The 26,574-nt window shown below is 72.2% G+C and carries 19 protein-coding genes; 12 read left to right on the top strand and 7 right to left on the bottom strand.

What is annotated here, in order from left to right; all coding sequences use genetic code 11:
* Positions 1–44: 44 nt before the first annotated feature.
* Together ElP_RS40810 and ElP_RS29265 are read left to right on the top strand one after the other, a co-directional pair.
* Complete coding sequence (locus tag ElP_RS40810; protein ID WP_145276273.1) at positions 45–1,886, top strand: vWA domain-containing protein; 1,842 nt, start codon at positions 45–47, stop codon at positions 1,884–1,886.
* A 194-nt stretch (positions 1,887–2,080) separates the two neighbouring features.
* Positions 2,081–3,310: a BatD family protein gene (locus ElP_RS29265; RefSeq protein ID WP_145276275.1), complete on the top strand. Its 1,230-nt coding sequence runs from the start codon at positions 2,081–2,083 to the stop codon at positions 3,308–3,310.
* A 221-nt stretch (positions 3,311–3,531) separates the two neighbouring features.
* Here ElP_RS29265 and ElP_RS29270 read toward each other — a convergent pair whose 3' ends face one another.
* Positions 3,532–4,743 carry a DEAD/DEAH box helicase gene (locus ElP_RS29270; RefSeq protein ID WP_231749306.1) on the bottom strand — a complete coding sequence of 404 codons (1,212 nt, stop codon included), beginning with the start codon at positions 4,741–4,743 and terminating at the stop codon, positions 3,532–3,534.
* Positions 4,744–5,044: 301 nt separating this feature from the next.
* On the opposite strand from ElP_RS29270, the gene ElP_RS29275 reads away from it, so the two are divergent.
* Complete coding sequence (locus ElP_RS29275; RefSeq protein ID WP_145276277.1) at positions 5,045–5,254, top strand: hypothetical protein; 210 nt, start codon at positions 5,045–5,047, stop codon at positions 5,252–5,254.
* 194 nt (positions 5,255–5,448) lie between these two features.
* Entirely contained in the window at positions 5,449–5,829 is a 381-nt protein-coding gene (locus tag ElP_RS29280; protein ID WP_145276279.1) for a hypothetical protein, read from the top strand.
* Positions 5,830–6,010: 181 nt separating this feature from the next.
* Here ElP_RS29280 and ElP_RS29285 read toward each other — a convergent pair whose 3' ends face one another.
* The 3 genes from ElP_RS29285 to ElP_RS40100 form a co-directional block, all read right to left on the bottom strand.
* Entirely contained in the window at positions 6,011–6,832 is an 822-nt protein-coding gene (locus ElP_RS29285; RefSeq protein ID WP_145276281.1) for a TatD family hydrolase, read from the bottom strand.
* A 4-nt stretch (positions 6,833–6,836) separates the two neighbouring features.
* The gene (locus ElP_RS29290) at positions 6,837–7,322 is read right to left on the bottom strand and encodes a Fur family transcriptional regulator (RefSeq protein WP_145276283.1); all 486 of its coding nucleotides are present in this window, start codon (positions 7,320–7,322) and stop codon (positions 6,837–6,839) included.
* A 169-nt stretch (positions 7,323–7,491) separates the two neighbouring features.
* A complete protein-coding gene (locus ElP_RS40100; RefSeq protein ID WP_231749307.1) occupies positions 7,492–10,392 on the bottom strand; it encodes a hypothetical protein in 2,901 nt (966 codons plus the stop codon).
* A 630-nt stretch (positions 10,393–11,022) separates the two neighbouring features.
* Here ElP_RS40100 and nusA point away from each other — a divergent pair.
* From nusA to purQ, 8 genes are all read left to right on the top strand, one after another.
* Positions 11,023–12,771 carry a transcription termination factor NusA gene (gene nusA / locus ElP_RS29300; protein WP_197446471.1) on the top strand — a complete coding sequence of 583 codons (1,749 nt, stop codon included), beginning with the start codon at positions 11,023–11,025 and terminating at the stop codon, positions 12,769–12,771.
* 214 nt (positions 12,772–12,985) lie between these two features.
* Entirely contained in the window at positions 12,986–16,171 is a 3,186-nt protein-coding gene (gene infB / locus ElP_RS29305; RefSeq protein ID WP_145276285.1) for a translation initiation factor IF-2, read from the top strand.
* A 117-nt stretch (positions 16,172–16,288) separates the two neighbouring features.
* Positions 16,289–16,768, top strand: a complete 480-nt coding sequence (rbfA, locus tag ElP_RS29310; protein ID WP_145276287.1) for a 30S ribosome-binding factor RbfA — start codon at positions 16,289–16,291, stop codon at positions 16,766–16,768.
* A 91-nt stretch (positions 16,769–16,859) separates the two neighbouring features.
* The gene (locus ElP_RS29315) at positions 16,860–17,675 is read left to right on the top strand and encodes an endonuclease III domain-containing protein (RefSeq protein ID WP_145276289.1); all 816 of its coding nucleotides are present in this window, start codon (positions 16,860–16,862) and stop codon (positions 17,673–17,675) included.
* Positions 17,676–17,925: 250 nt separating this feature from the next.
* A complete protein-coding gene (locus ElP_RS29320; protein WP_145276291.1) occupies positions 17,926–18,408 on the top strand; it encodes a fasciclin domain-containing protein in 483 nt (160 codons plus the stop codon).
* Positions 18,409–18,738: 330 nt separating this feature from the next.
* Positions 18,739–21,651, top strand: coding sequence for a phosphoribosylformylglycinamidine synthase subunit PurL (gene purL, locus ElP_RS29325; RefSeq protein WP_145276293.1), 2,913 nt, complete (start codon positions 18,739–18,741; stop codon positions 21,649–21,651).
* Positions 21,652–21,672: 21 nt separating this feature from the next.
* The gene (locus ElP_RS29330; RefSeq protein ID WP_145276295.1) at positions 21,673–22,485 is read left to right on the top strand and encodes an NYN domain-containing protein; all 813 of its coding nucleotides are present in this window, start codon (positions 21,673–21,675) and stop codon (positions 22,483–22,485) included.
* A gap of 231 nt (positions 22,486–22,716) precedes the next feature.
* On the top strand, positions 22,717–23,478 hold the full coding sequence (gene purQ, locus ElP_RS29335) for a phosphoribosylformylglycinamidine synthase I (protein ID WP_145276297.1): 762 nt from the start codon (positions 22,717–22,719) through the stop codon (positions 23,476–23,478).
* Positions 23,479–23,542: 64 nt separating this feature from the next.
* On the opposite strand, the gene ElP_RS38885 is transcribed toward purQ, so the two are convergent.
* The 3 genes from ElP_RS38885 to ElP_RS29350 all read right to left on the bottom strand — a co-directional run bounded on the left by ElP_RS38885 (position 23,543) and on the right by ElP_RS29350 (position 26,548).
* Entirely contained in the window at positions 23,543–25,363 is a 1,821-nt protein-coding gene (locus ElP_RS38885; protein ID WP_197446472.1) for an exo-alpha-sialidase, read from the bottom strand.
* A gap of 78 nt (positions 25,364–25,441) precedes the next feature.
* The gene (gene ybaK, locus ElP_RS29345; protein WP_197446473.1) at positions 25,442–25,927 is read right to left on the bottom strand and encodes a Cys-tRNA(Pro) deacylase; all 486 of its coding nucleotides are present in this window, start codon (positions 25,925–25,927) and stop codon (positions 25,442–25,444) included.
* Positions 25,928–26,038: 111 nt separating this feature from the next.
* Positions 26,039–26,548, bottom strand: a complete 510-nt coding sequence (locus ElP_RS29350; protein ID WP_145276301.1) for a dUTP diphosphatase — start codon at positions 26,546–26,548, stop codon at positions 26,039–26,041.
* Positions 26,549–26,574: the final 26 nt, after the last annotated feature.

The following is a 26,574-nucleotide window of genomic DNA, read 5'->3' on the forward strand; positions in this document are numbered from 1 at the left end:
GCCGCCGACCCCTGTCCTCGATTCCGTCCCCCGGAGCCCCTCCCTTGGACTTCGCCCAGCCCCGATGGCTCTGGTTGCTCGCCCTCGCCCCGGTGCTCTCGGGCCTGGTGGCGGTCGCCGCGCGTCGCCGACGGCAGGGGTGGCGGGCGGTCGCACTGCCGGGACGGCCCCCGGCCGACGGGGGGATCGCCTGGGTGCTGGCGGTGTGCCTGCTCGTGGTCGCCCTGGCGCAGCCGAGATGGGGACGGGGGCGGGGGACGCCGCTCCCCCCGGGGAGGGACGTGGTCCTGCTGGTCGACCTGAGCTGGAGCATGGCCGCCGAGGACGTGATCCCCGACCGCCTCGGCCGGGCGGTCGAGGCGGCGGAGGACCTGGTCCGGGCCGTCGGCAGCGACCCCGGGGACCGGGTCGCCCTGGTCGCCTTCGCCGGCCGGGGGGTAGTCCGGTGCCCGCTCACGACCAACCTCGGCGCCGTCGTCGAGGCCCTCCGGGCGCTCGAAGTGGGCGGCATCGAGCCGGGGGGCTCCGACCTCGGCGCCGGGCTCGATGCCGCGATGGACGCCCTGGACGACGAGCCCCGGGAGGGGGGCCGGATCGTCGTCACCTTCTCCGACGGCGAGGACCACGCCCCCGGCTGGCCGACCCGGGTCGACCGGCTCCGCTCCCTCGGCGTGGTCGTCCACTCGGTCGCCATCGGCGACGCCGAGCAGGGCCACCCGATCCCCGTCGACGACCCGAAGGCGTCCGGAGGGGCCTCCTACCTGACCGAGGGGGGCGAGGCCGTCACGTCCACCCGGATCGACACCGAGCTGCGCGGGCTCGCCCTGGCGACCGGCGGTGCGTTCGTGCCGATCGGCATCGCCGAGGCCGACCTGGCCGACCTCTACGAGCGTCGGATCGAGCCGGCCGAACGCCGGGAGCGGCACGGTAGGGAGGCGCCCGAGCGGGCCGAACGGTTCGGGCTGGCCCTGCTGGCGGGCCTGGCGGTGGGGCTGATCGGCTCATGGCCCCGGAGGAGGAGGCCGACCAGGGCCCGGCCCTGGTGGACGACCTGGATGATGATCGGGGTCGCCTCGGCCGCGGTCGGCGCGGCGGAGGCGCCGGACGAGGGATCGATCGCGGGGCTCGTCACTTCGGGGAGGGTCGCGTTCAATCGAGGGGAGCTCGTCGAGGCGCTCGCCCGATTCGACCGGGCCGCCGCCCTCGCACCCGGGGACCCGATCGCGGGGTACAACGCCGCCGCGGCGCTCTACCAGCTCGGCCGATTCGACGAGGCCCGCTCCCGATACCTCGCCTCCCGGGCCCGGGCGGACGACCGGCTCCGGACCAAGATCGACTACGCCCTGGGCAATACCGCCGTCGCCCTGAGGGACATCCCCTCGGCCCTCCGGCACTATGACGACTGCCTCGGTTCGACCGCCCGAGGCGACGCGTTCGACCTGATCCGCGCCTTCGCCCGGGAGAACCGCGCCTTTGCCGAGCGCCTCGCCAACCCGGGGGCCTCGACCTCCGACGGCGACGGCGACGGCGACGGCGACGGCGACGGCGAGGAGGCCGACGTGCCTTCCGGTGGGGACGGGGACGACTCCCGGGGCGAAGGGGACGAGGGCGACGCCCCCGGTGAGGGCCCGGACGGCGGCCCGGGGCCCGGCCCCGATCCCGCCGGGGGCCCGGACGGGACGGGCGGTGATCCGGGCCCCGGGGGCCCGTCCGGGACGGCGGCCGCGCCGGGGTCGGGCACCGCCTCGGGGGGGGCGACCCGGGGGGATTCGCCGGCCGACCGCCTCGCCCGGGCCGTCAAGTCGATCCGGGACGCCCGTGACCGCCGCCTGCCGGACGTGCCGCACGCCCCCCCCCCGGGCTCGTCGGGGCGCCCGAGATGGTAATCCGAATCCTCCCGTCGCCTCCGCCATCCCCGAGGCCGGGCCGACCGGGACACCCCGACTCCTGGCCCGGCAATCCCCCGTGCGGGCTGGAGCCGGGGCCGGGGCCGGCCCGCCCCGCTCCCCGTCGGGCCGAGGGACCGGCGCCCTCGGGTCGTCCCAAGCCCGGCGGGCGCGTCCTGCCGGCGTTCGTCGGGATGGCGGTCGTCCTGGCGGTCGCGCCGGGCCCGTCGACGGCGGCCGGGCAGGCCGAGGGGCTGCCGGTGCGAGTCGAGGCGTCGACCCGGGGGCCGCACTACGTCGGCCAGGCGATCCCGTTCCGGGTCCTCGTCACGGCCGGGGCGACCGAGCCGACCGTCGAGGCGCCGACCGCTCCCGAGCTGGACGTGATCCCGGCGACGGTCGAGGTGAGGCCGGTGTCAGCCAGCTCGATCGGGACGATCGTCCAGGAGACGAACCTGTATCGGTTCACCTACTTCCTCGTCCCCCGTCGGGCCGGGCCGATGCTCGTGCCCGCCTTCCGGGCGAGGGCCGACGGCCGATCGGGCGCCAGCGGCCCGACCCGGCTGGAGCCGAAGCTGCCGCCGTCCGAAGGGCGGCCCTCGTGGTTCCTGGGGGGGATCGGGCCGCTCGAGGTGGGGGTGGTCGCCCGGCCGGGGGCGACCCGGCTGGGGGAATCGGCGGTGGTGGAAGTCACACTCGACGGCCCCGGCGCGCTCGGGTCGACGAATCGCCCGACGCTCCGGCTGGGTGACGGGTCCGAGGACGGGGCGGCGGTCGAGCCCATGCCGCCGAGGTCGAGCGACTCGCCGCCGTCCCGCACCTTCCCGTTCCGGGTCCGGCCGGGGTCGGCCGGGACGACCACGATCGAGCCAGTGCTCGTCTCCTGGTTCGACCCGGGGTCGAGGTCATACCGGACGGTCGGCTCCGGCGGCGTCTCGCTCCGGGTGGAGGACCCTCCCGGGTTCGACCCCTCGGCCATTGAGGTGGCGAGCGTCGGGGAGGAGCCGAGGGCGAGGGGCCCCGGCGATCGCCTCGGGGCCGCGCTGGCCGCGATCGGGGCGGCCGGCTCGGCGGGCGTGCTTTCGGTCCTGGCCTGGGGGTGGGGACGGCGACGGCGGCGGTCGCCGGGCCGCTTCGCGAGGCGGCAGGCCGCCCGGATCGAGGCCGCCGACGCACCGACGAGGGCAGGGCTGGTGTCCGAGGCGCTGGCGGGCTACCTCAGCCGGGCGATCGGCCATCCGGGAGGTGAGCTGACCCCTCCCGAGGCCCGGGGGGCGATCGGGCTGGCCACGGGCGATCCCGGGCTGGCCGATCGGGCGGCCCGACTCGTCGAGGCCTGCGACACGGCCCGCTATTCCGGCCGGGCGGGGGGGGGGACGGCCTGGGGGATGCGGCGGGGCTGTTCCGGGATCTGGCCCGGGTGAGATCGACCGGAATCGGCCGATCGACGGCGGCCGGCGGTGACCCGCCGGCCTCGGCATCGAGCAATCGGGTGGGGGCCGCATGAGGGGGCCCCCACGTCTCGCGTCGGCCGACGGCCCGACCGTGACGGTCCGGGCATCGGCCGGAATCATCGGGCGGCGGTCGCCGCCGGGGCGGGTCGGTGTTCGGTCCGACCCGCTCGATTCGCATCACTCAGGTGGGATCAGAGGTAGCTGAACAATTCCTTGAAGGCGCCCCGCTTCTGCTCGGCCTTGACCGAGGCATTGTGGGCCTCGTAGTCGCCGAGGTCCAGCGGAGGGATGGTCCGGTTCATCAGCATCTCGATGTTGGTCAGCGGATCGCCCTGATCGGGGGTGACGAACAGGTAGGCGACGCCGTTGCGTCCCATCCGGCCGGTCCGGCCGATCCGGTGGACGTAGTTCTCCGGGTCCTCCGGGATGTCGTAGTTGACGACGTGGCTGATGCCGTCGACGTCGATGCCCCGGCCGACCACGTCGGTGGCCACCAGGACGGGGATCTCCCCCGTGCGGAAGGCCTTCATCACCTTGTCGCGGGAGGTCTGGGGCAGGTCGCCGTGGATCACGGCCACGCCCTTGACGACGCGACGGATGCGGTCGGCCAGCTTGTCGGCCCCGCGCTTGGTGCGGGTGAAGACGAGGCACTGCTCGGGTTGCTCACGCTGGAGCAGGTGGACCAGCAGCTCGGTCTTCTTGTCCTGGTCGACGGTGACGTAGAACTGGTTGACGGTCTCGGCCGACGGCTCGTCCTTGGAGAGGAGCATCTCGACGGGCTCGAACATGTACTTGTCGGCCAGGCGGCGGATCTCCGGCTCGATGGTGGCCGAGAGCAGCAGCGTCTGGTGCGGGTCGGGGACCCGTCGGAGGATCTTCTCGATGTCGGGGCGGAACCCGATGTCGAGCATGCGGTCGGCCTCGTCCAGGACGACGTGCACGACGTCGCCGAGGTACAGGGTGCCGCGACGGATGTGGTCGATGACCCGACCGGGGGTGCCGACGACGATGTCGACGCCGCGCTGCAGCGCCCGCAACTGCTTCTCGATCGGCTGGCCGCCGTAGACGGCGCAGATGGCCACGTCGCGATTGGCCGCGAGGTTGTCCATCTCGGCGACGATCTGCTGGGCCAGTTCCCGGGTCGGCGCGAGGATCAGGGCCTGGGGGCCCTTGCCGCGCTCTTCCAGCATCTCGATCAGCGGGATGCCGAAGGCGGCCGTCTTGCCGGTGCCGGTCTTGGCCTGGCCGATGATGTCGCTGCCGTCCAGCGCCTCGGGGATGACGGCGGCCTGGATCGGAGAAGGGGTGATGTAGCGGATGCGTCGCAAGGCTTCGAGCATCTCGGGGCTGAGCCCCAGGTCGGAGAAGTCGATTTCCGGCTCCTCAACGGCTCGCTGGATCAAAAAGACCTCCTCGTGGGGGATGGTCGGGGTTCAGAGGTGGGATCGGGGCGAACAATGCCCCGAGGTTGGAAGGGATTGCGTCGATCCTTTCACGCTAACTTGCCAGACGCCGCCGGTCAAGGCGGAACGGACGGCCGGGGCGTTCGGGCCGGGCCCTTGCGGGGTCATGCACCTACCGATACGCTTTTCCTAGGATACGGTCGATCGCCGAGGGCGGTTCGATCCGGCCGCGGACGCGGGCCGGTTCGGGCGGCCCGAGGCCCTGATCCGCCCCCGTCTTGTCTCCCGGGAGCCTCGCGCCATGGCCGACCAACCGAACTCCGGCGGCGACATCCAGCAGAAGTATCGTCAGTTTCTCGACCTGCTGCCGCTGACCATCAGCCTCGCCGGCCTGCCCCCGAGCGAGGGACGATTGTTCACCGAGGACCAGATCGAGGCGCGCGCCATGACGGTCCGCCACGCATATCGGGTCGCAAAATCGACGGTCAGGGAACTGCTGGGCGGGTCGTAAGAGGCGTGAGCAGGGTTCCGGCTCGGGCAGGTCAGGGGGCCCGATTCGGGCCCTTCGGCGCTGGCCCGATGCGGGTGTCGAGCCGATATGAAGGTCGTGGCGGCCGGGGGCCGCGATGCCAGCCCGGCGTCGCGGCCGGGAGCCGGCCGCCGCGTCGACCCGAGACCGACTCCCCACTCGCGAAAGGCCATCCCTTGAAGACGACGCACCCCGCGGGGCACCACCGACCCCGGAAACGGCTCCGCGCCGTGCTGGTCGGGCTGGGCCTCGACGACGCCGACGCGACCCAACGGATCATCAACGGCGATCAATGCCTGATCCTCGGCGGGTCGGAGCAGACGCACGCCGAGATGCTGGAAACGGTGCTCAGGCTCGAATCGGAGCTGGAGCGTCGCGGCCAGAGCCTCGGCGAGGTGTCGCCGGCCGACCTGGCCGACATCGCCTGGCGGATCGACTCCCCCGAGTTGCACCGGGTCGCGCTTCGGATGCATCACGAGCTGCGCCGACGGGGGCTGAGCTTCCACGAGTCGTCCCCCGAGCTGCTGACCGAGATCAGCCTCGGCGAGGACTCCTGAACAGCCCTCCCGCCGCGACGACGCGGCGACGTCCCGATCCGATCGATCGTTCGATCCGACCGGGGCCGGGGCCCCGACGGCCCGGAGCTTCGGAGAGGCCAATCGACCTCCCCTCTCCCCCGCTCCGCGCCCTCGAGGCCCCGGTCCCGCCCGATCGGCCCCGAGGGCCGGGCCGGACCGATCAAAGCACGTCCGAGCCGCCCAGGCGGAACAGGCGCCGGGCGTTCTCCGTCGAGATCCTCGCCAGCTCGGCGGCCTCCATGCCTCGAAGCTCGGCGATCCGGGAACAGGTGACGGCCACCCGGGCCGGCTCGTTGGTCTTGCCCCGGAAGGGGTGGGGGCTGAGGTACGGGCTATCGGTCTCCACGAGCAGCCGGTCCGCCGGCATCCGGGTGGCGACCTCCCGGAGCGGGTCGAGCGACGGGTTGCGGAAGGTCACCATCCCGGCGAACGACAGGTGCAGGCCCAGCGCGAGGAACGCCTGGGCGTCGTCCCACGTGCCGGTGAACGAATGGAGGATGCCGGGGACGGGCCTCCCCAGTCGTTCCAGCTGCGCCACGACGTCCGACTCGCACTCCCGGCAATGGATGACCACGGGGAGGTCATGCTCGGCGGCCAGGGCGAGGTGGCGGTCGAAGGAGTCCTGTTGCTGGGGGAACGGGGTGTCGTCCCAGTAGCGGTCGAGGCCCGTCTCGCCGACGGCCACGACCTTCGGCGCCCGGACCCGATCGACCACGCGTCCCCAGTCCTCGGGCCCGGCCTCGGCGACGTGGTTCGGCTGGATGCCGACGGCGGCGAAGACGCCGGGGCGGGCCGAGGCGATCCCGATCACCGCGTCGGCCGAGTCGGCCGTCGTGGCGATCGCCACCACCTGCTCGACGCCGGCCGCCCGGGCGCGATCGAGCGCGGCGTCGAGCTGATCGAGGAGCCGGGGGTCGTCGAGGTGGGCGTGGGTATCGACCAGCGGGGAGAGGCGGGGGGTGGGGGGGCGAGGCTCGGCCACGGCGTCAGTCCCCCCGGACCGGCTGGTCGTCCCCGCCGGGGGCCGGGTCGCCGTCGAAGTAGCCGACGACCTCGAAGCGGTAGCCGGTCACCCGGAACCCTCGACGACCGAGACGGCCGACCAGTTCCGGGTCGAGCGCATCGATCAACCCGGGGGCGTAGGGGGTCGGCAGGTCCTGCACCGCCCCGGACCGGAGGCAACGGAGGTGGTAATGGCCCTCGGTCCGGGCGTCATATCGGGCCGAGCCCTCGACGGAGGGGAGCTTGATCACCAACCCGCCGTCGACGAGCGCCTCCAGCGCGTTGTAGACGGTCGCCAGGCTGAGGCTGGGGATCGACCGCCGGACGGCCTCGAAGACCTGCTCGGCGGTCGGGTGCTGGTCGGATCGTCGCAGGAAGGCGAAGATTTCCTCGCGCTGACGGGTCGGTCGCCGGCCGGAGGCCTCCAGGGCCGCCCGCAACTCCTCGGTCTCGTCGGGAACCTCGGGCATCGAATTGCCGGTCATGCGGGGGCCGGGCCGATCGGGGGGACCATCCCCGCGCGGCCGATGGATTCGTCTGCTCGTTGACCGCCATTGTCCGGGGGCGACGGCCCCGGAGTCAACCGCCGCCGGGACGGACGAGGGCGTCCGTCCCGGCGGCCGGCCGGTCGGTCGTGGGTCAGGCATCCTCGCCGAAGAGGTCTTCGAGGGCGTCGCCGACCGGGTCGGCGGGGCGGTCGCCCTCCCCCCCGGCCCACCGCCTGCCGACCCCCTCGACGGACGCACCGGAGTCGTCGGGGAAATTGCCTGTGGCCACCAGCCGGAAGAACAGCGGCGAGAGCACCGGGACCGCCCCCTCGCCGAGCGGGTTGAAGGTGACGGCGACCTCGGGCTCGAGCACCCCGTCGCGGATCGTCCAGGTGCCGGTGACCGGGTCATACACGGTCAGGTCGGGACGGGTGTCGCCGTCGTAATCGGAGATGGCGGCGACCTGGCCGTCGTCCGCGTAGCTCACCGGGAAGGCGCCGCTGAAGTTCGGGGCCTCGCCGGCCGAAGGGAAGATGAACCAGCGGAGATTGCCGCCCAGGTCGGTGATGGAGCGGAAGGTGGCGATGTCGTCCCGCCCGTCGTCATTGTAGTCGGCCACGACCGGCTGGTCGGCATTCCCGCCGGCGCCGAAGTCGACCGGGAAGCCGCCGATCTTCTGCGAGAATCGGCTGTCATTGGGCCCCGACGGCAGGACGAACCACTGCGACTGCCCCTCCTTGCCGGGCAGGTCGCTGATCGGCCGGAAGGTGGCGATGTCGGCCCGGTCGTCCCCGTCGAAGTCGAAGGGGACCGGCAGGTCGACGCCGCCGGGGGCGCCGAAGAGGACGTCGAAGGCGCCGACCTTGGTCTCGAAGCCGTTGGGGTTGGGCATCGACGGCAGGATGAACCACTGGGCGTTGCCGGGATTGATGTCGCTGTTGGCCCGGAAGGTGGCGATGTCGGTGGTGCCGTCGCCGTCGTAGTCGGCCGGGGCCGGGCGATCGAGCACCCCCGGGGCGCCGAAGTCGGCGCGCCGGATCAGGCCCTCCGAGCCCGAGAGCCTGATGAACCAGGACGAGAAGAGCGGGGTTCCCCCGGCCTCGGCCCCGGCGGTCGGGTCGACCACGGCGACATCGGTCTTGAGGTCACCATCGAAGTCGCCGGCGACGGGGATGACGTCCGAATCGACGCCGGGGATCACGAGCGTCTCGGTGGGGTTCCCCTGCCGGGCGTACCTGATGGCGAAGACGCCGCCCTGGGCGGGATCGAATCGGTACAGCGCCAGGTCCGCGATCCCGTCGCCGTCGTAATCCCCGATCAACCGATCGGGCGTGCCGTCGCCGGGGCCGCCGGGGTCTCCCGGGCCGCCGGGATCTCCCGGGCCGCCGGGGTCTCCCGGGCCGCCGGGGTCTCCCGGGCCGCCGGGGTCTCCCGGGCCGCCGGGGTCTCCCGGGCCGCCGGGGTCTCCCGGGCCGCCGGGGTCTCCCGGGCCGCCGGGGTCTCCCGGGCCGCCGGGATCTCCCGGGTCGGTACCCGGTGAGAAATCGAGGGTCGCGAAGTAAGTCCCTGACTCGTCCCCCGTGTCGGGCGGCGAGACCCCGGCGAGGTCGAAGGGCCCCTCATACAACCCGACGACCGAGACGAGGTCGCCGGTCCCCCCGACGAGTTGGGCGACGCCGTCGTTCCCCTCTCCGCCGATCTGGAGGTGTTGGAGGTAATTGCCGTCGGCGTCGAGCCTCACGACGTACCCATCGCTCAGGCCCCGAGAGGTGACGTTGGCGGTGCCCGCGCCGGGGTCCAGGTCGAGCGTCCCGTCGAAGGTGCCGCCGAAGGTGATCACCCCGGACGCGTCGAGGGCGAGGCCGATGGGGATGTTCGGGGTCGAGTTGCCGATCAGCCGGGCCCAGGAGGGGGCCAGGCCGGCGTCCCATCGGGCGACGACGAGGTCGAAATTGCCGGCCCCCGGGAGCGGCTCCGACTGCCCCCCGAGGTCGACCCCGTCGATGAAGGGCCCGATCGTCACGACCGACTCGACGGTCTCGCCCGAGGTCAGCAGGGCGACGCTGTTCCACTGGTCGAAGCCGCCCCCCCCGGTGGTGTCGACGGCCCGGAATGCCCCCTGGGAGGAGAGGCGGAGCAGGAAGCCGTCGAAGCTGGGGAGCGAGCCGGGGCCCTCGTTGATCGCGCTGGAGCGGAGCTGCTGGCCGGCGTCGGGGTCGAAGTCGGCCTGGCCCCGGAAGGAGCCGACCATGTAGAGGTCCCCGTCCGCCCCCGGTGCCACGGCCAGGCCCAGGGGGATCGCCACATCGCTGCCGGACGTGGATCGGATCGTCTTGGCGAAGTCGAGGCCGCGGTCGGCGTCGAGCTTCACGAGATACAGGTCGTTGGAACCCTCGACCGGGAGGCTCGCCGGCCCCGGGTCGAGGTCCGTGGTCCCCTCGATGAGCCGACCGATGACGTACGCCGCCCCCTGGGGATCGACGGCGACGAAGGTGGGCCCGGTGTCGGCGATGTCGGCCGTCGAGCCGGCCAGGCGGACGGCCGAGCCGAAGCCGCCCCCGGCGTCGAGGGTGAGCACGAAGGCCCCCGTGCCCGAGGGCGTCCGGTCCTCGGTCGGGGACAGATCCAGGTCGACGGCCGGGGTCGACGAGCCGACGGCCACCAGCTCGCCCGACGGGCCGGCGGCCAGGCCGGTGAGCGAGAACTGGGCGTTGTCGTTGACGGGGGCCGGCACCGTGATCGTCCGGACCCAGAGCAACGCGCCGGAGGCGGAATACTTGGCGAAGAAGGCGTCCCCCACGGGGTCGCCGCCGGTGTCGCCGTCCCGGATCACCTGGCCGACCCCGGGGTCGAAATCGACCTGGCCCCGGAACCGTCCGCCGAGGAAGAGGTTGCCGTCGGCATCCGTCGCGACCTGGGCCCCGCTGACCTGGGGAGGGCCGTCGAGCGTCCCCAGCAGCGGGACGCCGATCTCGCCGGCGAGCAGCGTGCGCGCCTCGAGCCATTCCACCCGGGCCGATCGCCTCGCCCGCCTGCGGTTCGCTGAATCCATCGGTGTTCCTCTCGGTAATCCGAACTGGGTCGCACGACCATCGGGGGTCCTGGGCGGGTCGGTCAGGTCGCCCGCCAGGGCCGCCCGGGGGGGCGGGGGAGTTCGCCGAACGGCATGAATCGGGGTGGCCGGGACCGGTCGACGCGGGGTGGGTGATGAGGGCTCTCGCCGGGCCGATCCAGGAGGATAAGCGTATCGTATCATTTGATACCGGGCAAGTTTGGGGGACGAGGGCGGCGTTGCAAACACGAAACATCGCCCGGCGACGGCCCGGGGAGCCCGGCGGCCCGGCGGCGGGGGCGGGCCGGTCGCTGGTGAGGCTTGACAGGGGATCGAGCCGAGGGTTACAGTGTCTGCAATGGGCCGGGGTGCAGCCGATGCGCCCTGGTTCGGGGTCGGGGGACGCATCCGGTCTCGGGTTGCTTCGGCCGCGGGGCACTGCGGCGACGGTTGTCGAGGCCGTTCGCCCGGCCCGGGTTTCGAAGCGACCGAGGTCCAGCGACGCTGCGATTGCGGCGTCCGGTCGCACCACGGTGGTCGGGCCCGATTGAGCCCCGCCCATCGTCGAGCACCGGAGGGCCGGGCCGCCGCCGCATCGGCCGGCCTGGCGACTCGCGTCGGAGGAGTCGGATGAGCGTCGATCTGGTCCGGATCGTGGACAGCATCCACCGCGAGAAGAACATCCCCAAGGAAGTCCTCTTCGAGGGGTTGCAGTCCGCGCTGGCCACTGCCGCCCGCAAGCATTACCCCGACGCGGCGGACATCACCGTCACGATCGACCCGGACACCGGCCGGATCGCCACCGTCAAGGACGGCGAGCCGGTCGAGCCGCCGGACTTCGGCCGGATCGCCGCCCAAACGGCCAAGCAGGTGATCATCCAGAAGATCCGGGAGGCCGAGCGCGACACCCTCTTCGACGAGTTCGACGTGCTCCGGGGCGAGATGGTCACCGGCACGATCCAGCGGTTCGAGGGGGGGGCCGTCACCGTCAACCTGGGCAAGACCGACGGCCTGCTGCCCCGCTCCGAGTCGATCCCCGGCGAGAGCCACCACCCCGGCGAGCGGGTCCGGGCCATCGTGCTGGACGTCCGCAAGGTCGGCCAGCGCGTGAAGATCATCCTCAGCCGGACGCACCCGGACTTCGTCCGACGCCTCTTCGAGCTGGAGATCCCCGAGATCGCCGACCAGACGATCCAGATCCGGGCCCTGGCCCGGGAGGCCGGCTACCGCTCCAAGGTGGCCGTCAGCTCGCTGGACCAGAAGGTCGACGCGGTCGGTGCCTGCGTCGGCGTGCGGGGGACCCGGATCAAGAACATCGTCGACGAGCTGGGGGGGGAGCGGATCGACATCGTCCGCTGGAACGACGCCCTGCAAGTGCTCATCCCCAACGCCTTGCAGCCGGCCGAGATCGAGGAGGTCTTGCTCTGCAACCTCCTGGGCCGGGCGATCGTCCTGGTCCGCGACGACCAGCTGTCGCTGGCCATCGGCCGGCGGGGCCAGAACGTCCGGCTGGCGTCGAAGCTCGTCGGCTGGGACATCGAGATCATGACCAGCGAGGAGCTGGACGAGCTGATCGACAAGGCCGTCGGCCAGTTCTCCGCCCTGGAGGGTTGCGACGCGGACCTGTCCAACCGGCTGGTCGAGCAGGGGATCCTCAGCTACGACGACCTGTCGATCATGGAGATCGACGACCTGGTGAACACGATCGAGGGATTGGACGAAGAACTGGCACGAGGGTTGGTTTCCCAGTCCGAGCAGCTGGCCGAGCAGGCCGAGCAGGACGACCTGCCCCGCCGCAAGGGTGCCCGGGCGACCCCGGCCGCCCCCGTCCCGGAGGCCGAGGGCGCCGCCGAGGCCGGCTCGTTCTCGATCGAGGATCTGGCCGGCGAGCCCCCGATCGGGGAGGCCGCGGACTCGGGGATCGAGCCCCCCGACGGCCTGGCCGCTTCGGATGAGCCGGTCGACGCGGACGCGGACCCCGACCCGGCCACCGACCCCGACGCCCTGGACGACGACGGCTCCCGCGAGGACGCCGGTCACGACGAGGAGCCGGCCGAGCAGGAGGCCGCCTACGGATCGCACGACATCGACCTGGCCGACGAGGCCGGGCACGTCGAGCACCGGGGGCACGAGGTCACCCACCCGCCGATCGACGAGGAGAACCCCGAGGAGGACGAGGACCGGACGCCCGACATCGGCGTCGGTACCGTCCTTGCATCATCCCGAGCCGAGGAGGGCCCCGACGCCGGCGACGAATCGTCGGAGGAGGACCGCCCGGCCCCCCCGATCCCCGACCCCGATGCCCCGGCGGCCGACGAGGCCGAGACCCCGGGGCCGGACTCTCCGGAGCGCCCCGCGATGGACCCGAATCAGCCATGATCCCCGCGACGGTCCCACCCCGACCGCCGCGGGCCGGCCGAGTCGCCCCCACCGCCATCACCGCCCCCTCCTGAGCGTCGCCCCGGGCCCCGCCCGGCCGCGACGCGGCCCGGAGGCCCGGGAAATTGGCCTGGCACGACCGGTCGGCCGAGACCACAATACCGACCGGGCCGCCCCCAAGGGCCGGGGGCTGCCGAGCCATGAGGAGGAGCCGTTGTCCGCGAACAAGATGCGTGTCCACGAGTTGGCGAAGGAACTCGGTCTGGAGAAGGCCAAAGACTTGATCGAGCGGATCCAAGAATGGGGCCTGGACGTCAAGCCGAGCCCGGCGGCCGGGGTCGATGAGGAAACGGCCGACGAGATCCGTCGGCGGATGATCGCCTCCCCCGCGGCGCCCTCGACCGGCGCCGACCAGGCCACCCCCACCCCCACACCCCCCCGATTGCCCGCATCGGCCGCATCGGCCGCGGAGTCGACCCCCGAGACCCCGACCGCGGAGGCCCCCGCCATCAGCTCGACCGCCGCCTCCCCCCGGACCCAGGGCTCCCCCGCCCCGACTTCGCCGTCCAGCCAGGCGCAGGCGGACGCGCCCCAGGCGCCGCCGACGCCCCCGCCTTCGCAGAAGGCCCCCGCCCGCCCGGCCGAGCCGGCCCCCCGAGCCGGGGCCTCGCTGGCCCAGCCGCCGGCCGGTTCCGCCCCCCGCCCCTCGCAGCCCCCGCCGATGTCACAGACGCCCCCGGCCCCGTCGTCTCGACAGGCCGGCCCCCTCGCCGGGCACACCCGAGGGGGCGGCACCGGCCATCGGCCCTCCGGCCCGGCCCAGGCCGGCCCCCAGGGCGGGGCCGAGCCCCGGCCCCGGCCCGGCTCCGGCCAGGGCCCCCAGTCGGGCCGGCCCCTGGATCGCAGCGACTACATCGGCCCGGCCGGCACCCGCCATGCCGCGCCGGGTCGCCCCGGCCAATCCCCGTCCCCCCGCAGGCCCGGCGATTCGGGCGACTCCGGCCGCCGCGAGGGGCCCAGGCCGGGCGGCCGCCCCCTGCCCCCGGTCGCCAGCGGCGGCGGCGGACGCCCCCTGCCCCCGGTCGCCCCGCCCTCGGGACCGCCGAAGCGGGGCGACGGTCCCCGGCCCGGCGGCGGCCCGGCCTCCGGTGGCAACGCCCAGCCGAAGCAGCGCTTCACCCGGGAGGAGATGCTGGAGCTGATGCGTCGCGGGCAGCTGCCCACGACGCCCCCCCCCGCCGGCCGTGAAGGAGCCCGGGGCCCGCTGCCCACCGGCCCGCTGCCCACCGGCCCGCTGCCCACCGGCCCGACCGCCCGGGGCCCGATCCCCGGGGCCCCGGCCCGGAAGTCCGGCTCCGACTTCGAGGAGGAGGATCGCAAGGGCAAGGGCGGCCCCGGCGGCGGACGCTTCGGCGGCGGCGGCGGCCCCGGTGCCGGCACCGGCGGCGGCGCCACCGACCGCGCCGCCCGCCGCAAGGCCCGCCAGGAACGCGCCAAGGACCGCGTCGTCTCGCCGGTCCCCGCGGCCGCGCTGCTCGACTCCGACGACGACGGCGGCCGTCGCCGCGGCCCCAAGCGGCACAAGAGCCGGGGCCCGGCCATCGCCCCGAGGAAGACCGCGGCGGAGATCGAGCCGCCGATCACCCTCCGGTCGCTCTCCGAGGCCATCGGCATCAAGGCCAACCAGTTGATGCGGCGGATGATGGACCTCTCCGGCCAGCTGGTGACCATCAACACCTCCCTCGAGGAGGACGCGGCCATCGAGCTGGCGATGGAGTTCGGGGTCGAGCTGTCGATCGCCCGCGAGGACACCGCCGAGGACGAGTTCGACCGGCTCCTCGAAGGCGCCCGGGCCGCCGAGACGGCGCCCGAGCACCTGCAGGCCCGCCCCCCGATCGTCACCATCCTCGGCCACGTCGACCACGGCAAGACCTCGCTGCTGGACTACATCCGCAAGGCCAACGTCGTGGCCAGCGAGACCGGCGGCATCACCCAGCACATCGGCGCCTACCAGGTCGAGCAGGACGGCAAGCCGGTGACCTTCGTGGACACCCCCGGCCACGAGGCCTTCACGGCCATGCGGGCCCGGGGGGCCAACGTCACCGACATCGCCGTGGTGGTGGTCGCGGCCGACGACGGCGTGATGCCCCAGACCAGGGAGGCGATCTCCCACGCCAAGGCCGCCGGGGTGCAGATCGTCGTCGCCCTGAACAAGATCGACCTGCCCGGGGTCGAGGCCAACGTCAACCGGATCCTGGGCGAGCTCAGCGCCGAGGGGCTGATCCCCGAGGAGTACGGCGGCGACGTGCCGGTGGTCCGCACCTCGGCCGTCTCCGGCCTGGGGGTCGACGACCTGATCGCGACGCTCGCGGCGATCGCCGAGGTCTACGAGTACAAGGCCAACCCCGACCGCCCTGCGACCGGGACCTGCCTGGAGGCCGAGATCAGCGAGGGCCGCGGCGTGATCGCCACGGTGCTCGTGCAGGACGGCACCCTCCGGGTGGGCGACGCCCTGGTTTGCGGCGAGGGGTTCGGCCGCGTCCGGGCCCTGTTCGACGACAAGGGCCGCCCGATCCAGGAGGCCGGGCCGAGCACCCCGGTCGAGATCTCCGGCCTCGACGCCGTGCCGACCGCCGGCGAGAAATTCGCCGTGCTCGAGGAGATCGGCGACGCCCGGGAGGTCGCCGAGACCCGCCGGACCCGCTCCCGGGGGGTCAACCTCGGCGAGGTCAAGGCCGTCACGCTGGAGAACCTCTACAGCAAGATGGCCGAGCAGAAGATCAAGAGCCTGAACGTCATCCTCAAGGCGGACGTGCAGGGCTCGCTCGAGGCCCTCTTCAAGGAGATCGAGAAGCTCGAGAACGACGAGGTGCCCGTCCGGATCCTCCACAAGGGGGTCGGCGGCATTACGGAGAGCGACGTGATGCTGGCCGACGCCAGCGAGGCGATCGTCATCGGCTTCCGGGTCGCCCCGGAGGACCGGGCCGTGAGCCTGGCCGAGGAGAAGTCGATCGACATCCGCCGATACGACATCATCTACCAGGTCTCCGACGAGATCAAGCAGGCCATCGAGGGCCGCCTGGAGCCGGAGATCAAGGAGGTGCACCTCGGCCGCGCCGCCGTCCGCCAGGTCTTCAAGATCTCCCGGGGCGGGGCCGGCACCGTGGCCGGTTGCTTCGTCACCCAGGGGACCATCGAGCGCAACGCCCAGGCCCGGATCATCCGCGAGGGCCGGGAGATCTACAAGGGTGCCATCGAGGCGCTCCGGCGCTTCAAGGACGACGTCAAGGAGGTCCGCGAGAACTTCGAGTGCGGCATCAAGATCGCCAAGTACGACGACATCAAGGTCGACGACGTGATCGAGGCCTACCGCATCGAGGTCATCCGCCGGACCCTCTGAGCCCGCCCGATCGATCGGCCGCCGGCCTCGCCCTGCCCGGAATGAATCCGGGCAGGGCGGGGCCGTGGCGGTCCGGCCCCCACCCTTCCCCGTGATCCGCACCGCCCGAGGCCCCCCATGTCCTCGCACCGCATCGAGCGCCTGAATGAGGCCGTCCGAGAGGTCGTCGCCTCGGCCGTGCTCTTCGAGGTCGCCGACCCGAGGATCAAGGGGGTCACGGTACTGAACGCCGAGGTCGCCGCCGACCTGAAGCACGCCACCGTCTTCGTCTCGGTCATGGGGGACGAGGGCAAGCAGAGGCTGGCACTCCGGGGGCTGAAGTCGGCCTGCGGCTTCCTCCAATCCCGGCTGGCCGCCCGGCTGAAGACCCGGTACACGCCGATCCTCCGCTTCGAGCTGGACCAGGGGGTCAAGAAGTCGGTCGCCCTCTCCCGGCTCATCGACGAGACCCTCGCCGCCGATCGCCTCGCCCGGGGCGAGGTCGACGACCAACCGGGCGACGACCAACCCGCCGAGGAGTCGGCCGAGGCCCTCGACGAGGTCGAGGAAGACGACGACGACTCGTCGACCGGCCACGACCCCTCCCGGGCGGACTGACCCGGGCCGATCGATCGGCCGACCGTTCCGATCCGCCCGAGCCCGAGACACCGGACCCGATCCGCACCCGAATCGAAACCCAGCGACACACATGGCCGCACCCAGCAAGTCCCAGATCCTCGACAAGATCCATCCGCTGCTGGCCAAGCGCTACAAGCTCGGCCCGCGGGAGGCGAAGCTGTCGGTGCTGGAGGCGGTCCTCTACGGCATCTGCCACGAGGGCACCACCCGGGAGCAGGCCAACCAGGCGATCAACCGCTTCAAGGACGCCTTCTTCGATTGGAACGAGTTGCGGGTCAGCTCCGTCGAGGAGATCCAGGACGCCCTGGCCGGCCTCCCCGACCCCGGGGTCAAGGCGCAGCGGCTGAGGAGGTTCCTCCGGCAGCTCTTCTTCCGGACCTACAAGTTCGAGCTCGACCACCTCGGCAAGAAGCCGCTGAAGGAGTCGATCAAGGCCCTCCAGGAGTTCGAGGCGATGAACTCCGATTTCGTGCTGGCCACCGTCGTGCAACAGGCGCTCGGCGGCCACGCGATGCCGGTCGACGAGCCGATCCGACGCTGCCTGGTCCGGCTCGGGTTCGCCGACGAGGCGACCCCGCCCGAGGCGATCCGGTCGGCCCTGGAGCGGGCCGTCCCCAAGGCGAAGGGCCTGGAATTCGTCGACCTGCTCGAGGAACTGGCGCACGACACCTGCGTCGCCGGCGAGCCGGACTGCCCCGAGTGCGTGCTCCTGAAGCAGTGCCCGACCGGCCAGGCTCGAGGCGCCTCGAAGGCCAAGCCCTCCGCCGCCGCCGGTGCCCCCGCCGAGGCCGACGCCGATCCGGCCCCCACCTCCCGACGCCGCTCTGGCCCCCAGGGCCAGGGCGAGGCCAAGCCCTCCCGGGGCCGGCCCCCTCGCCCCAAGTAATCCCCCCTCTCGCCCGCCGCTCCCGGCGAATCCCCCCGTTCGGCCGGATCGGTCGGCCCGGGGCCGGCCCGCGCGCGGCAAGACAACGGCGTTCGTCCTGTTTAACGAACGAAAAATTTCGACAATCTCCTGGACGGACCGGCGGCTTGGACTACAACACCGCCGATCGGTCGTGTGGGACGCATCCGAGTATAAGCTTGCGGACGCGACCGTTCGGAATCAGATAATTTCACGGCACGGAGAACAACATATGCGCACGCTCGCCGCCCTTTCGCTCGCCCTGGTCCTCGGCACCCCCGCCTTCGCCCAGGAGAAGACGATCGTCGAGACCGCCGCCGGCAACGACGCCTTCAGCACGCTGGTCGCCGCCGTCAAGGCCGCCGACCTGGTCGAGGTCCTCTCCAGCGAGGGGCCGTTCACCGTCTTCGCCCCGACGGACGAGGCCTTCGCCAAGCTGCCCGAGGGCACGCTGGAGAGCCTGCTGAAGCCGGAAAACAAGGAGAAGCTGGCGACGATCCTGAAGTACCACGTCGTGCCGGGCAAGGTCATGGCCGCCGACGTCGCCGAGCTCGACGGCGAGGAGGTCGCCACCGCCGCCGGCCCGAAGGCCACCATCACCGTCGCCGGCAGCACCGTCATGGTCGACAAGGCCAAGGTCGTCAAGACCGACATCGAGTGCTCCAACGGCGTGATCCACGTCATCGACTCGGTGATCCTGCCCCCGGCCGAGTGACCCGATCCGGCCCGACCGCCCCGCACCGTCCGTGACCCGACGGCCCGCCGACCATCCAAGGTCGGCGGGCCGTCCGCGTTGGCGGCGGGACAAGACCTTGACGGGGCCGATGCCGGTCCCGGATACTCCAATCGACCGCCGCCCATCGGCGGGCGACACCCGCCCCTCGCAGGCATCGCATCCCCCACGCAGCCGATCGCGCGAGTCGAGAGGGACCGGCACGGGCCCGGGGCGGGGCGACTCCCCCGCGGCCCATCCCCCCGATGGACGCCCCGACCCCTGGCCTCGCACCCGAAAACGCGACGCGAACACACCGAACTTAACGCATTCATGCTCTGGCATCTTCAGATCGATCCCGCCCCCGGCCTGGCGGACTCCGAGGGTCGTCGGGCGACGGCCGAGGCCGCGGATCTCGGCCTCGGCGGGCCCTGGACCATCCGTTCGGCCCGAGGCTTCCTGGTCGAGGGAGACCTCGACGAGCCCGGCCTCCGGAGGGCCGCCGAGGCGGTGCTGGCCGACCCCATCGTCGAGACCTTCGCGATCCGCCCGTGCGGCCCCGGGGCGGTGGGGGGAGGGGACGACACCCGGGCCGTCCACGTGCTCCCCCGCCCCGGCGTGACCGACCCGGTCGCCGAGAGCGCCCGGGCCGTGCTCCGGGATCTCGGCCTGAAGGCGGACGAGGTCCGCTCGGTCCGCTCGTACCTCGTCGACGGGCCGGCCGACGAGCTGCCCCGGCTCATCCGACGGGTCCTGGCCAACGACGCGGTCGAGCAGGCCGTCGTCGGGCCGCTCGCCCTGGACCACCTCGGCCAGGGGAGGCCCTACGACTTCCGTCGCATCGACGTCCCGCTGCGATCGATGGACGACGACGCCCTGATGCGGGCCAGCCGGGAGGGCCAACTCTCCCTCTCGATCGACGAGATGCGGACGATCCGGGCCCACTTCCGGGACCTCGGCCGGGATCCGACCGACTGCGAGCTGGAGACGATCGCCCAGACCTGGAGCGAGCACTGCTCGCACAAGACCCTCCGGGGCCGGGTCGAGTTCGACGGCGAGGTGATCGACAACCTACTCAAGCAGACGATCTTCAAGGCGACCAAGGACCTGGAGGCCGACGGCCTGGACTGGCTCGTCTCCGTCTTCGAGGACAACGCCGGGGTCATCCGGTTCGACGACGAGCACGACGTCTGCTTCAAGGTCGAGACGCACAACCACCCCTCGGCCATCGACCCCTACGGCGGGGCCAACACCGGCATCGGCGGCGTGATCCGGGACCCGATGGGGACCGGCCTCGGCGCCAAGCCGATCTGCAACACCGACGTCTTCTGCGTCGCCCCGCCCGACTTCCCGGCCGACGCGCTGCCCGCCGGCGTGCTGCACCCCCGTCGCGTGCTCAAGGGGGTGGTAGCCGGGGTGCGCGACTACGGCAATCGCATGGGCATCCCGACGGTCAACGGCGCCGTCGTGGCCGATGAGCGGTACCTCGCCAACCCGCTGGTCTTCTGCGGCACGGTGGGCGTCCTGCCCCGGGGCAAGGCGTTCAAGTCGGTCGAGCCGGGGGACCGGATCGTCGCCGTCGGGGGCCGGACGGGCCGAGACGGCATCCACGGCGCCACCTTCAGCTCGGCCGAGCTGACGGGGGAGAGCGAGGAAATCTCCGGCGGCGCCGTGCAGATCGGCAACGCAATCACCGAGAAGATGGTGCTCGACGCCCTGCTGCAAGCCCGGGATCTGGGCCTCTACCGGGCCATCACCGACTGCGGCGCGGGCGGCTTCAGCTCCGCCGTCGGCGAGATGGGGGCCGAGCTCGGGGCCGAGGTCGACCTGGATCGGGCGCCGCTGAAGTACGAGGGGCTCTCGTATACCGAGATCTGGATCTCCGAGGCGCAGGAACGCATGGTCCTGGCGGTGCCGCCGGAGCACCTCGACGCGCTGGTCTCGCTCTGCGCCTCCGAGGGGGTCGAGGCCAGCGACCTCGGCCGGTTCGTCGACTCGGGCCGGCTGACGCTCCGGTACCACGGCGCGGTGGTCGGCGACCTGTCGATGCACTTCCTCCACGAGGGGCGGCCGAAGGTGACGAGGGAGGCGACGTTCACGGCGCCGCCCGAGGTCCCGACGACGCTCCCCGACCGGGACGACCACACCGCCGACCTGCTCGCCCTGCTCCGGGACTGGGACATCTGCTCCAAGGAGTGGATCGTCCGCCAGTACGACCACGAGGTCCAGGGCAGGACCGTCGTCAAGCCGCTGGTCGGCGACCGGGAGGAAGGCCCCGGGAATGCCTCGGTCGTGCTGCCGGTGCGGGGGTCGACCCGGGGGCTGGCCGTCGGCTGCGGCCTGAATCCCCGGTACGGCGACCTCGACCCCTATGCGATGGCCGGCAACGTCATCGACGAGGCGATCCGGAACGTCGTCGCCGTCGGCGCCGACCCGGACCGGGTCGCCCTGCTCGACAACTTCTGCTGGGGCAATCCGGAGCGGCCGGAGACGCTCGGCTCGCTGGTCCTGGCGGCCCAGGGGTGCCACGACCTGGCGATCTCCTACCGGACGCCGTTCATCTCGGGCAAGGACAGCCTGTACAACGAATACTCGCATGAGGGAAAGAGCCTGGCCATCCCGCCGACGCTGCTCATCTCGGCGATCGGCCAGGTGCCCGACGTAAGACACTGCGTGACGATGGACCTGAAGGAGCCGGGCAACGCGCTGCTCGTCGTCGGCCGGACGAGGGACGAGCTGGGCGGGTCGAGCTACCTGAAGGTGCTCGGCCTGCCGGGCGGCCGGGTGCCGAAGGTGGATCCGGAGGCGGGCCGGGCGACCTTCCGGGCCGTGCACCGGGCGATCTCAGGGGGTCTGGTCCGCTCCTGCCACGACCCGAGCGAGGGTGGCCTGGCCGTCGCCCTCGCCGAGATGTGCCTGGCGGGGGGGCTGGGGGCCGAGGCCTCCTTGCGGGACGTCCCCTGCCCCGACGCCGCCGCATCCGATCCCGTCCTGCTGTTCTCCGAGTCTCCGTCCCGATTCCTGCTGGAAGTCCGTCCGGAGCACGTCGCCGGGGTGCTCGACCTGTTCGAGGGGCTGCCGATCGGCCGGCTCGGCGCGGTGTCCGAAGGCGGCCGACTGTCCGTGAGGGGGCTGGACGGCCGCCCCCTGATCGATGCGCCCGTGGCCGGGTTGCGGGCGACCTGGATCCGTCCGATCGATGATCATGGTGTTGATCCTGTCACTCCTCATCACTTGAACCGGTGACCCCGCCCGGAAGGACCGCCGATGCAGCGATTCGTCACCTTCGTAGACGGCTCGAACCTCGACGGCGTGCTCAAGCACCTGAACCTGCGCGTCGACGACTACGGCTCATTCTACCGCTACATCTTCGAGACGAGCGTCAACCACTGGGGCCGCACCTTCGCCGAAGGGGCTCCCTGGGAATCGGCCCAGCATGCGAGAATCTACTGGTATGTCGTCGGTAAGATGGATGAGTGGGACCTGAACGACCCGAAGGCCGAGAACCGCCTGCGGAACCGGTTCGAGCTGAACCCCCGACTGCGGGACAGCTACATCGAGGACGTCATCCGCAAGATGCCCGACGTCCCCGCCGAGCACCGCCTGGACGAGGCCTGGGGCCTCTGCTTCGCGGAGACGAGGGAGTGGTACGAGGGGAAGCGCCGGGCCCTGGAGCGGAAGAAGCGGTTCTACCACGGAGTCCAGTCGGCCACCGACTTCGTCGAGATCCGCCAGGAGGGGCACTGGAAGGTCGACCTGCTGCACCACAACCTGACCGAGAAGGGCCTGGACACGAGCATGGCCGTCGACATGGTGGCCCTGCAGGACACCTACGACATCGCCCTGCTGATCTCCGGGGACGCCGACGGCATCCCCGGGATCAACTACGTGAAGAACAAGTGCAAGCACGTCGGCGTGGTGGAGTTCCGGCGCGGGTCGCGGGACGAGTCGCTCAAGGGGGCCAGCTCCCGCCTGAAGATCGCCGCGGACTTCGTCGTGCAGATCTTCGAGGCCGACCTGCTCCGCCGGGATCTCTCCTACCGGGCCAACCCCGACTACGACAGCTCGGGGGATTACTAGAGAGCGGCCCCGAGCCGCTACCGCTATCGGGGGCCCGACTCGAACGATGGTGACGACGACCACGGTCGTGACCAGGACGGCGAGTGACGCCCCCCCTCGCGGTAGTCGCCGGTTCGGGGTCCGCTCCGGCACCGCACCGCGTCGACCGGCCGATCCACACCTCACGATGGGTCGGTAGACGAGCGACCTCCTCAACCCGACACACGACACCGAACACCCCCCGATCATCCCATGCCCTCGCCCCGAGCCATCGTCCTCCGAGCCCCCGGGACCAACTGCGACGAGGAGACCGTCGCGGCCTGGCGAATGGCCGGGGCCGAGGTCGACACCGTCCACGTCGACCGCGTCCTGGAGCGGCCGGAGGCGCTCGACGCGTTCCAGATCCTCACCATCCCCGGCGGCTTCAGTTACGGGGACGACCTCGGCGCCGGCCGGATCCTGGCCTCCCGGATCGGCGCCCTGGACGACGCCCTGCGCCGGTTCCACGACCGGGGGGGGCTGATCCTCGGCATCTGCAACGGCTTCCAGGTGCTGGTGAAGGCCGGGCTCCTGCCCGGCGGGCACCGGGCGACGATCACGCACAACGACTCCGGCCGATTCGAGTGCCGATGGGTCCGGCTGGCCGTCACCTCCCAAGGCCGCTCCCCGTTCTTGCCCGAGGGCGGGCCGATCGAGCTGCCGGTCGCCCACGGCGAGGGGAAGTTCGTCGCCGAGAGCGAGGCGGCGCTCGGGGCGCTCGACGACGCCGGCCAGCTCGCCCTCCGCTACGTCGACGGGGCGGGGCTCCCGACCGAGGCGTTCCCGGGCAACCCGAACGGCGCCCCCCGGGGGGTCGCCGGGGTCGTCGACCCGACCGGCCGGATCTTCGGCCTGATGCCGCACCCGGAGCGTTTCGTCGAGTTCATCCAGCACCCCCGATGGACCCGCCTCCCCGACCGACCCGAGGGGGACGGGCTCCGGATCTTCCGGGGTGCCGTCGCCGCGACCCGATGAGCGCGGGGGCGACGGCGATCGGGTCGTCGTCCGACTTGATGGGCGCCGGGGCGATCGCTCGCCCTCATCTGCCTCCCCAGAGCGACTCCAGCAGGGTGGACAGCCCGGGGTCGTGGCGTTGCAGCTCGGATCGGACGTAGGGGTAGAAGTCGTTGGTGCCGAAGAACGCCTCGGTGGCCTCGGCGAAGTACTCCATCGGGTCGTTCAGGGCATAGGCCCGGTCGTCCCTCCCGTCGATCCGGAGCACCCGTTCATACGACTTCGATTCGGTCGCCTGCTCGAACGCGTCCCGGACCTCGGGATTGCCGAACCCGCCGTCGAGGAACTGGTGGTGGTAGGCATGGGCCAGCTCGTGGAGGACCATCCAGGGCTGGTCCCGGGTCCACGAGAGGAAGTTCCGGGCGTTGGCGACCTCGACGCACCCGGCCTTCTCCGGGTTCATGCCGTGCTCCAGGAGCCATCGGGGGCTCGGGTGGTAGGCCATGCACGGGTGGTTCGGCTCGGCCTCCTCGACCCAGATCCGGACTCGTCGCAGCGTCTCGACCGCAGGACGCGGGAGGCGGGCGTCGATCTGGTCGAGCTGATGGCGGAGCCGATCCAGCGTCCGACCCGCCAGGGCGGGATGGTCGTCGAGGAATCCGGAGTGGACGAGGACGGTCCAGCCCCCGATCTCCCGGGTTTCGTAGCGGTCGGTCGGCGTGAAGTCGGTCGATCCCGGTCCCGCGGCTCCCCCTGCCCCGGCCAGCTCATCGATCTCCTCCAGCGTGAACCGGACGGAGACGATGTAGGGCGCCTCCCCCTCCGCCCAATGCCCGTAGGTGGTGACGACGAGAGTCCCATCGGGCAAGGCCTCGACGCCGGGATAGGCGCAATCGGCCCCCTTGGTGTTGTCCATCAGCCGGACACGGTACTGGCCCTCCCGGCCCTCGACGAGGTCGTCGTAGGTGCCGACCCAGCCAACCCAGTCGCCTCTCGTCGGGCTCTCGTGGGTCGTGTCCCGGAAGGAGAGGAACAGCCGGCCGTCGGGGGCGTACGTGCCGACGTGGCGGTCGCCGGTCAGGGCCCCGGGGAGCTGCCGGGGCTCCGACCAGGTCCTCCCCTCGTCGTCGGACGTGATCAGGAACGAGTTGAACGTCCGGCTGTTCTCGCGCAGGAGGACGGCGATCTGTTTGCCGTCGGGTGACCGGATCAGCCCGGGCTCGCAGAGGTGGGCCGTCGGGTGCTCGGCGATGACCTCGGGCTCTCCCCAGCTCAGGCCCCCGTCGGTCGATAGGGTCTTGTAGACCCGGAAGGTCGTCGCCGTGCCCTCGTCCTTGAAGAAACGGCCGTCGTCGTGGAAGAGGGCCATGTACGAGCCGTCCTCCAAGCGTTCGACGCTGGACATCGCCACGATGCCGCCGAAGTCGCCGATCGGCTCCAGGGGGGTCCAGGAGCGGCCGTCGTCCTCGGAGGAGGCCATGCGGATCGGGTAGAGGCCGGAGAAGAGGATCAATCGTTTCTTGCCTCGCGGGTCGACCACGCGGTGGATGGTGGGCGTCTCTTTCGAGGTGGCCCAGTTCTCCGGGGTGGGCAGGCGGTCGGACCAGCTCCGGCCGCCGTCCTCGCTCCGCTTCATGACGATCGGCCCCCGGCCGTGGCCCTCCGGATAGACCGCGATCATCGTCCGGCCGTCTTCGAGCAGCACCGTGGTCGGATGGCCGAGGTACTGCCCCTGCTCTCGGTCGACCACGACCTGACGGCGTTCCTGGTCGGCCAGATCGATCAGGGGGATTGAATAGCCCCGGGGGGGCTCCTGGGGATCTTCGGCCCGGGACAGGGCCGGGACGAAGATCGTAAGGGCCAGGGCGGCGAGGATCGGGCAACGGGGGTGGATCCGAGGGGGCATCGTCGTCCTCCGGGGTGCGTGTCGGGATCGGGGCAATGGTATCCCGACGGCCGGGCCCGTGCGACCCGGGCCACCCCGCTAGGACTTCTCCCGGGCGATCGGGGCGACCCGGGCGCCCACGGCCCTGATGTAGTCTCCCGGGGCGAGGACGACCTGGAGGCCCCGGACGCCGGCCGAGATCGAGATCACCTCGAACAGCTCCGCCGTCTCGTCCAGGTAGACGGGATATGGCTTCTTGCAGGCCAGCGCGGTCACGCCTCCCCGGACGTAGCCGGTGAGTGCCTCGACCTCCCTGAGCGGCACGGTGTCGATCTTCTTATCGCCGGCCGACCGGGCGAGGGCCTTCGGGTCGAGCTCGCAATTGCCGGGGACGACGGCCAGGCAGACGCCGGACGTCGTCCCCCGGGCCACCAGGGTCTTGAAGACCTGCTCGGCGGGCAACCCGACCTTCCGGGCCACCGACTCGGCGGTCAGGTCGTCCGGGTCGACCTCGTAGGGTCGCAGCTCGAAGGGCACGCCCAGGCGTTCCAGGAGGCGGACGGCGTTGGTCTTCGGGGCGGACACGGCGTGATCCCTCATCAACACCTCACCCCGGGACCGGCCGCCGGTCGCCCGACGGGCCGGATCGATCCGGCCCGTCGGGTGCTCCGCCGCGGTGGGGGCATCATCACAATCTCACCCGCCCATCCGGTCGCTGGACCCGAACCCCCGATCGCCCCGGTCGGTCGGGTCCAGCTCCTCGACCTCGACCGGCTCGGCCAGCGTCACCGACTGGACCAGCAACTGGGCGATCGCCTTGCCATAGGGGACCCGGACCGTGGCGAGGTCGACGGCCCGCGCGGCCTCCGCGCGGCCTCCCGAGGCGATCGCCTCGAAGACCGGGCCGTGGTTGAGGTTGGTGACGACGACGAGCAGCTCCCCGGTATACGACTCGTCGATGACACCCCCCATCGTCTTGAGGCCGGAGGCGGCCCTCCCGCTCTTGTCCCAGACGAGGGAAACGATTCCCTCCGGGTGGCCGGGGAGGCTCCCCGGCTGGAGGGCGATCCCGGTGCGGACCTTGAGGATCTCGCCCGGTCGGACGGCCAGATCCTCGATGGCGAACAGATCCAGCCCGGCGTCCCGGGGGTTGTGCCGGGTCGGCAGGATGGCGCGATCGTGCAGGCGACGGACGCGGAGTCGCATGGGAGATCCCTCGTCTCGAGGCCGCC

Origin of the sequence: Tautonia plasticadhaerens (assembly GCF_007752535.1) — a bacterium.
Taxonomy (GTDB): domain Bacteria; phylum Planctomycetota; class Planctomycetia; order Isosphaerales; family Isosphaeraceae; genus Tautonia; species Tautonia plasticadhaerens.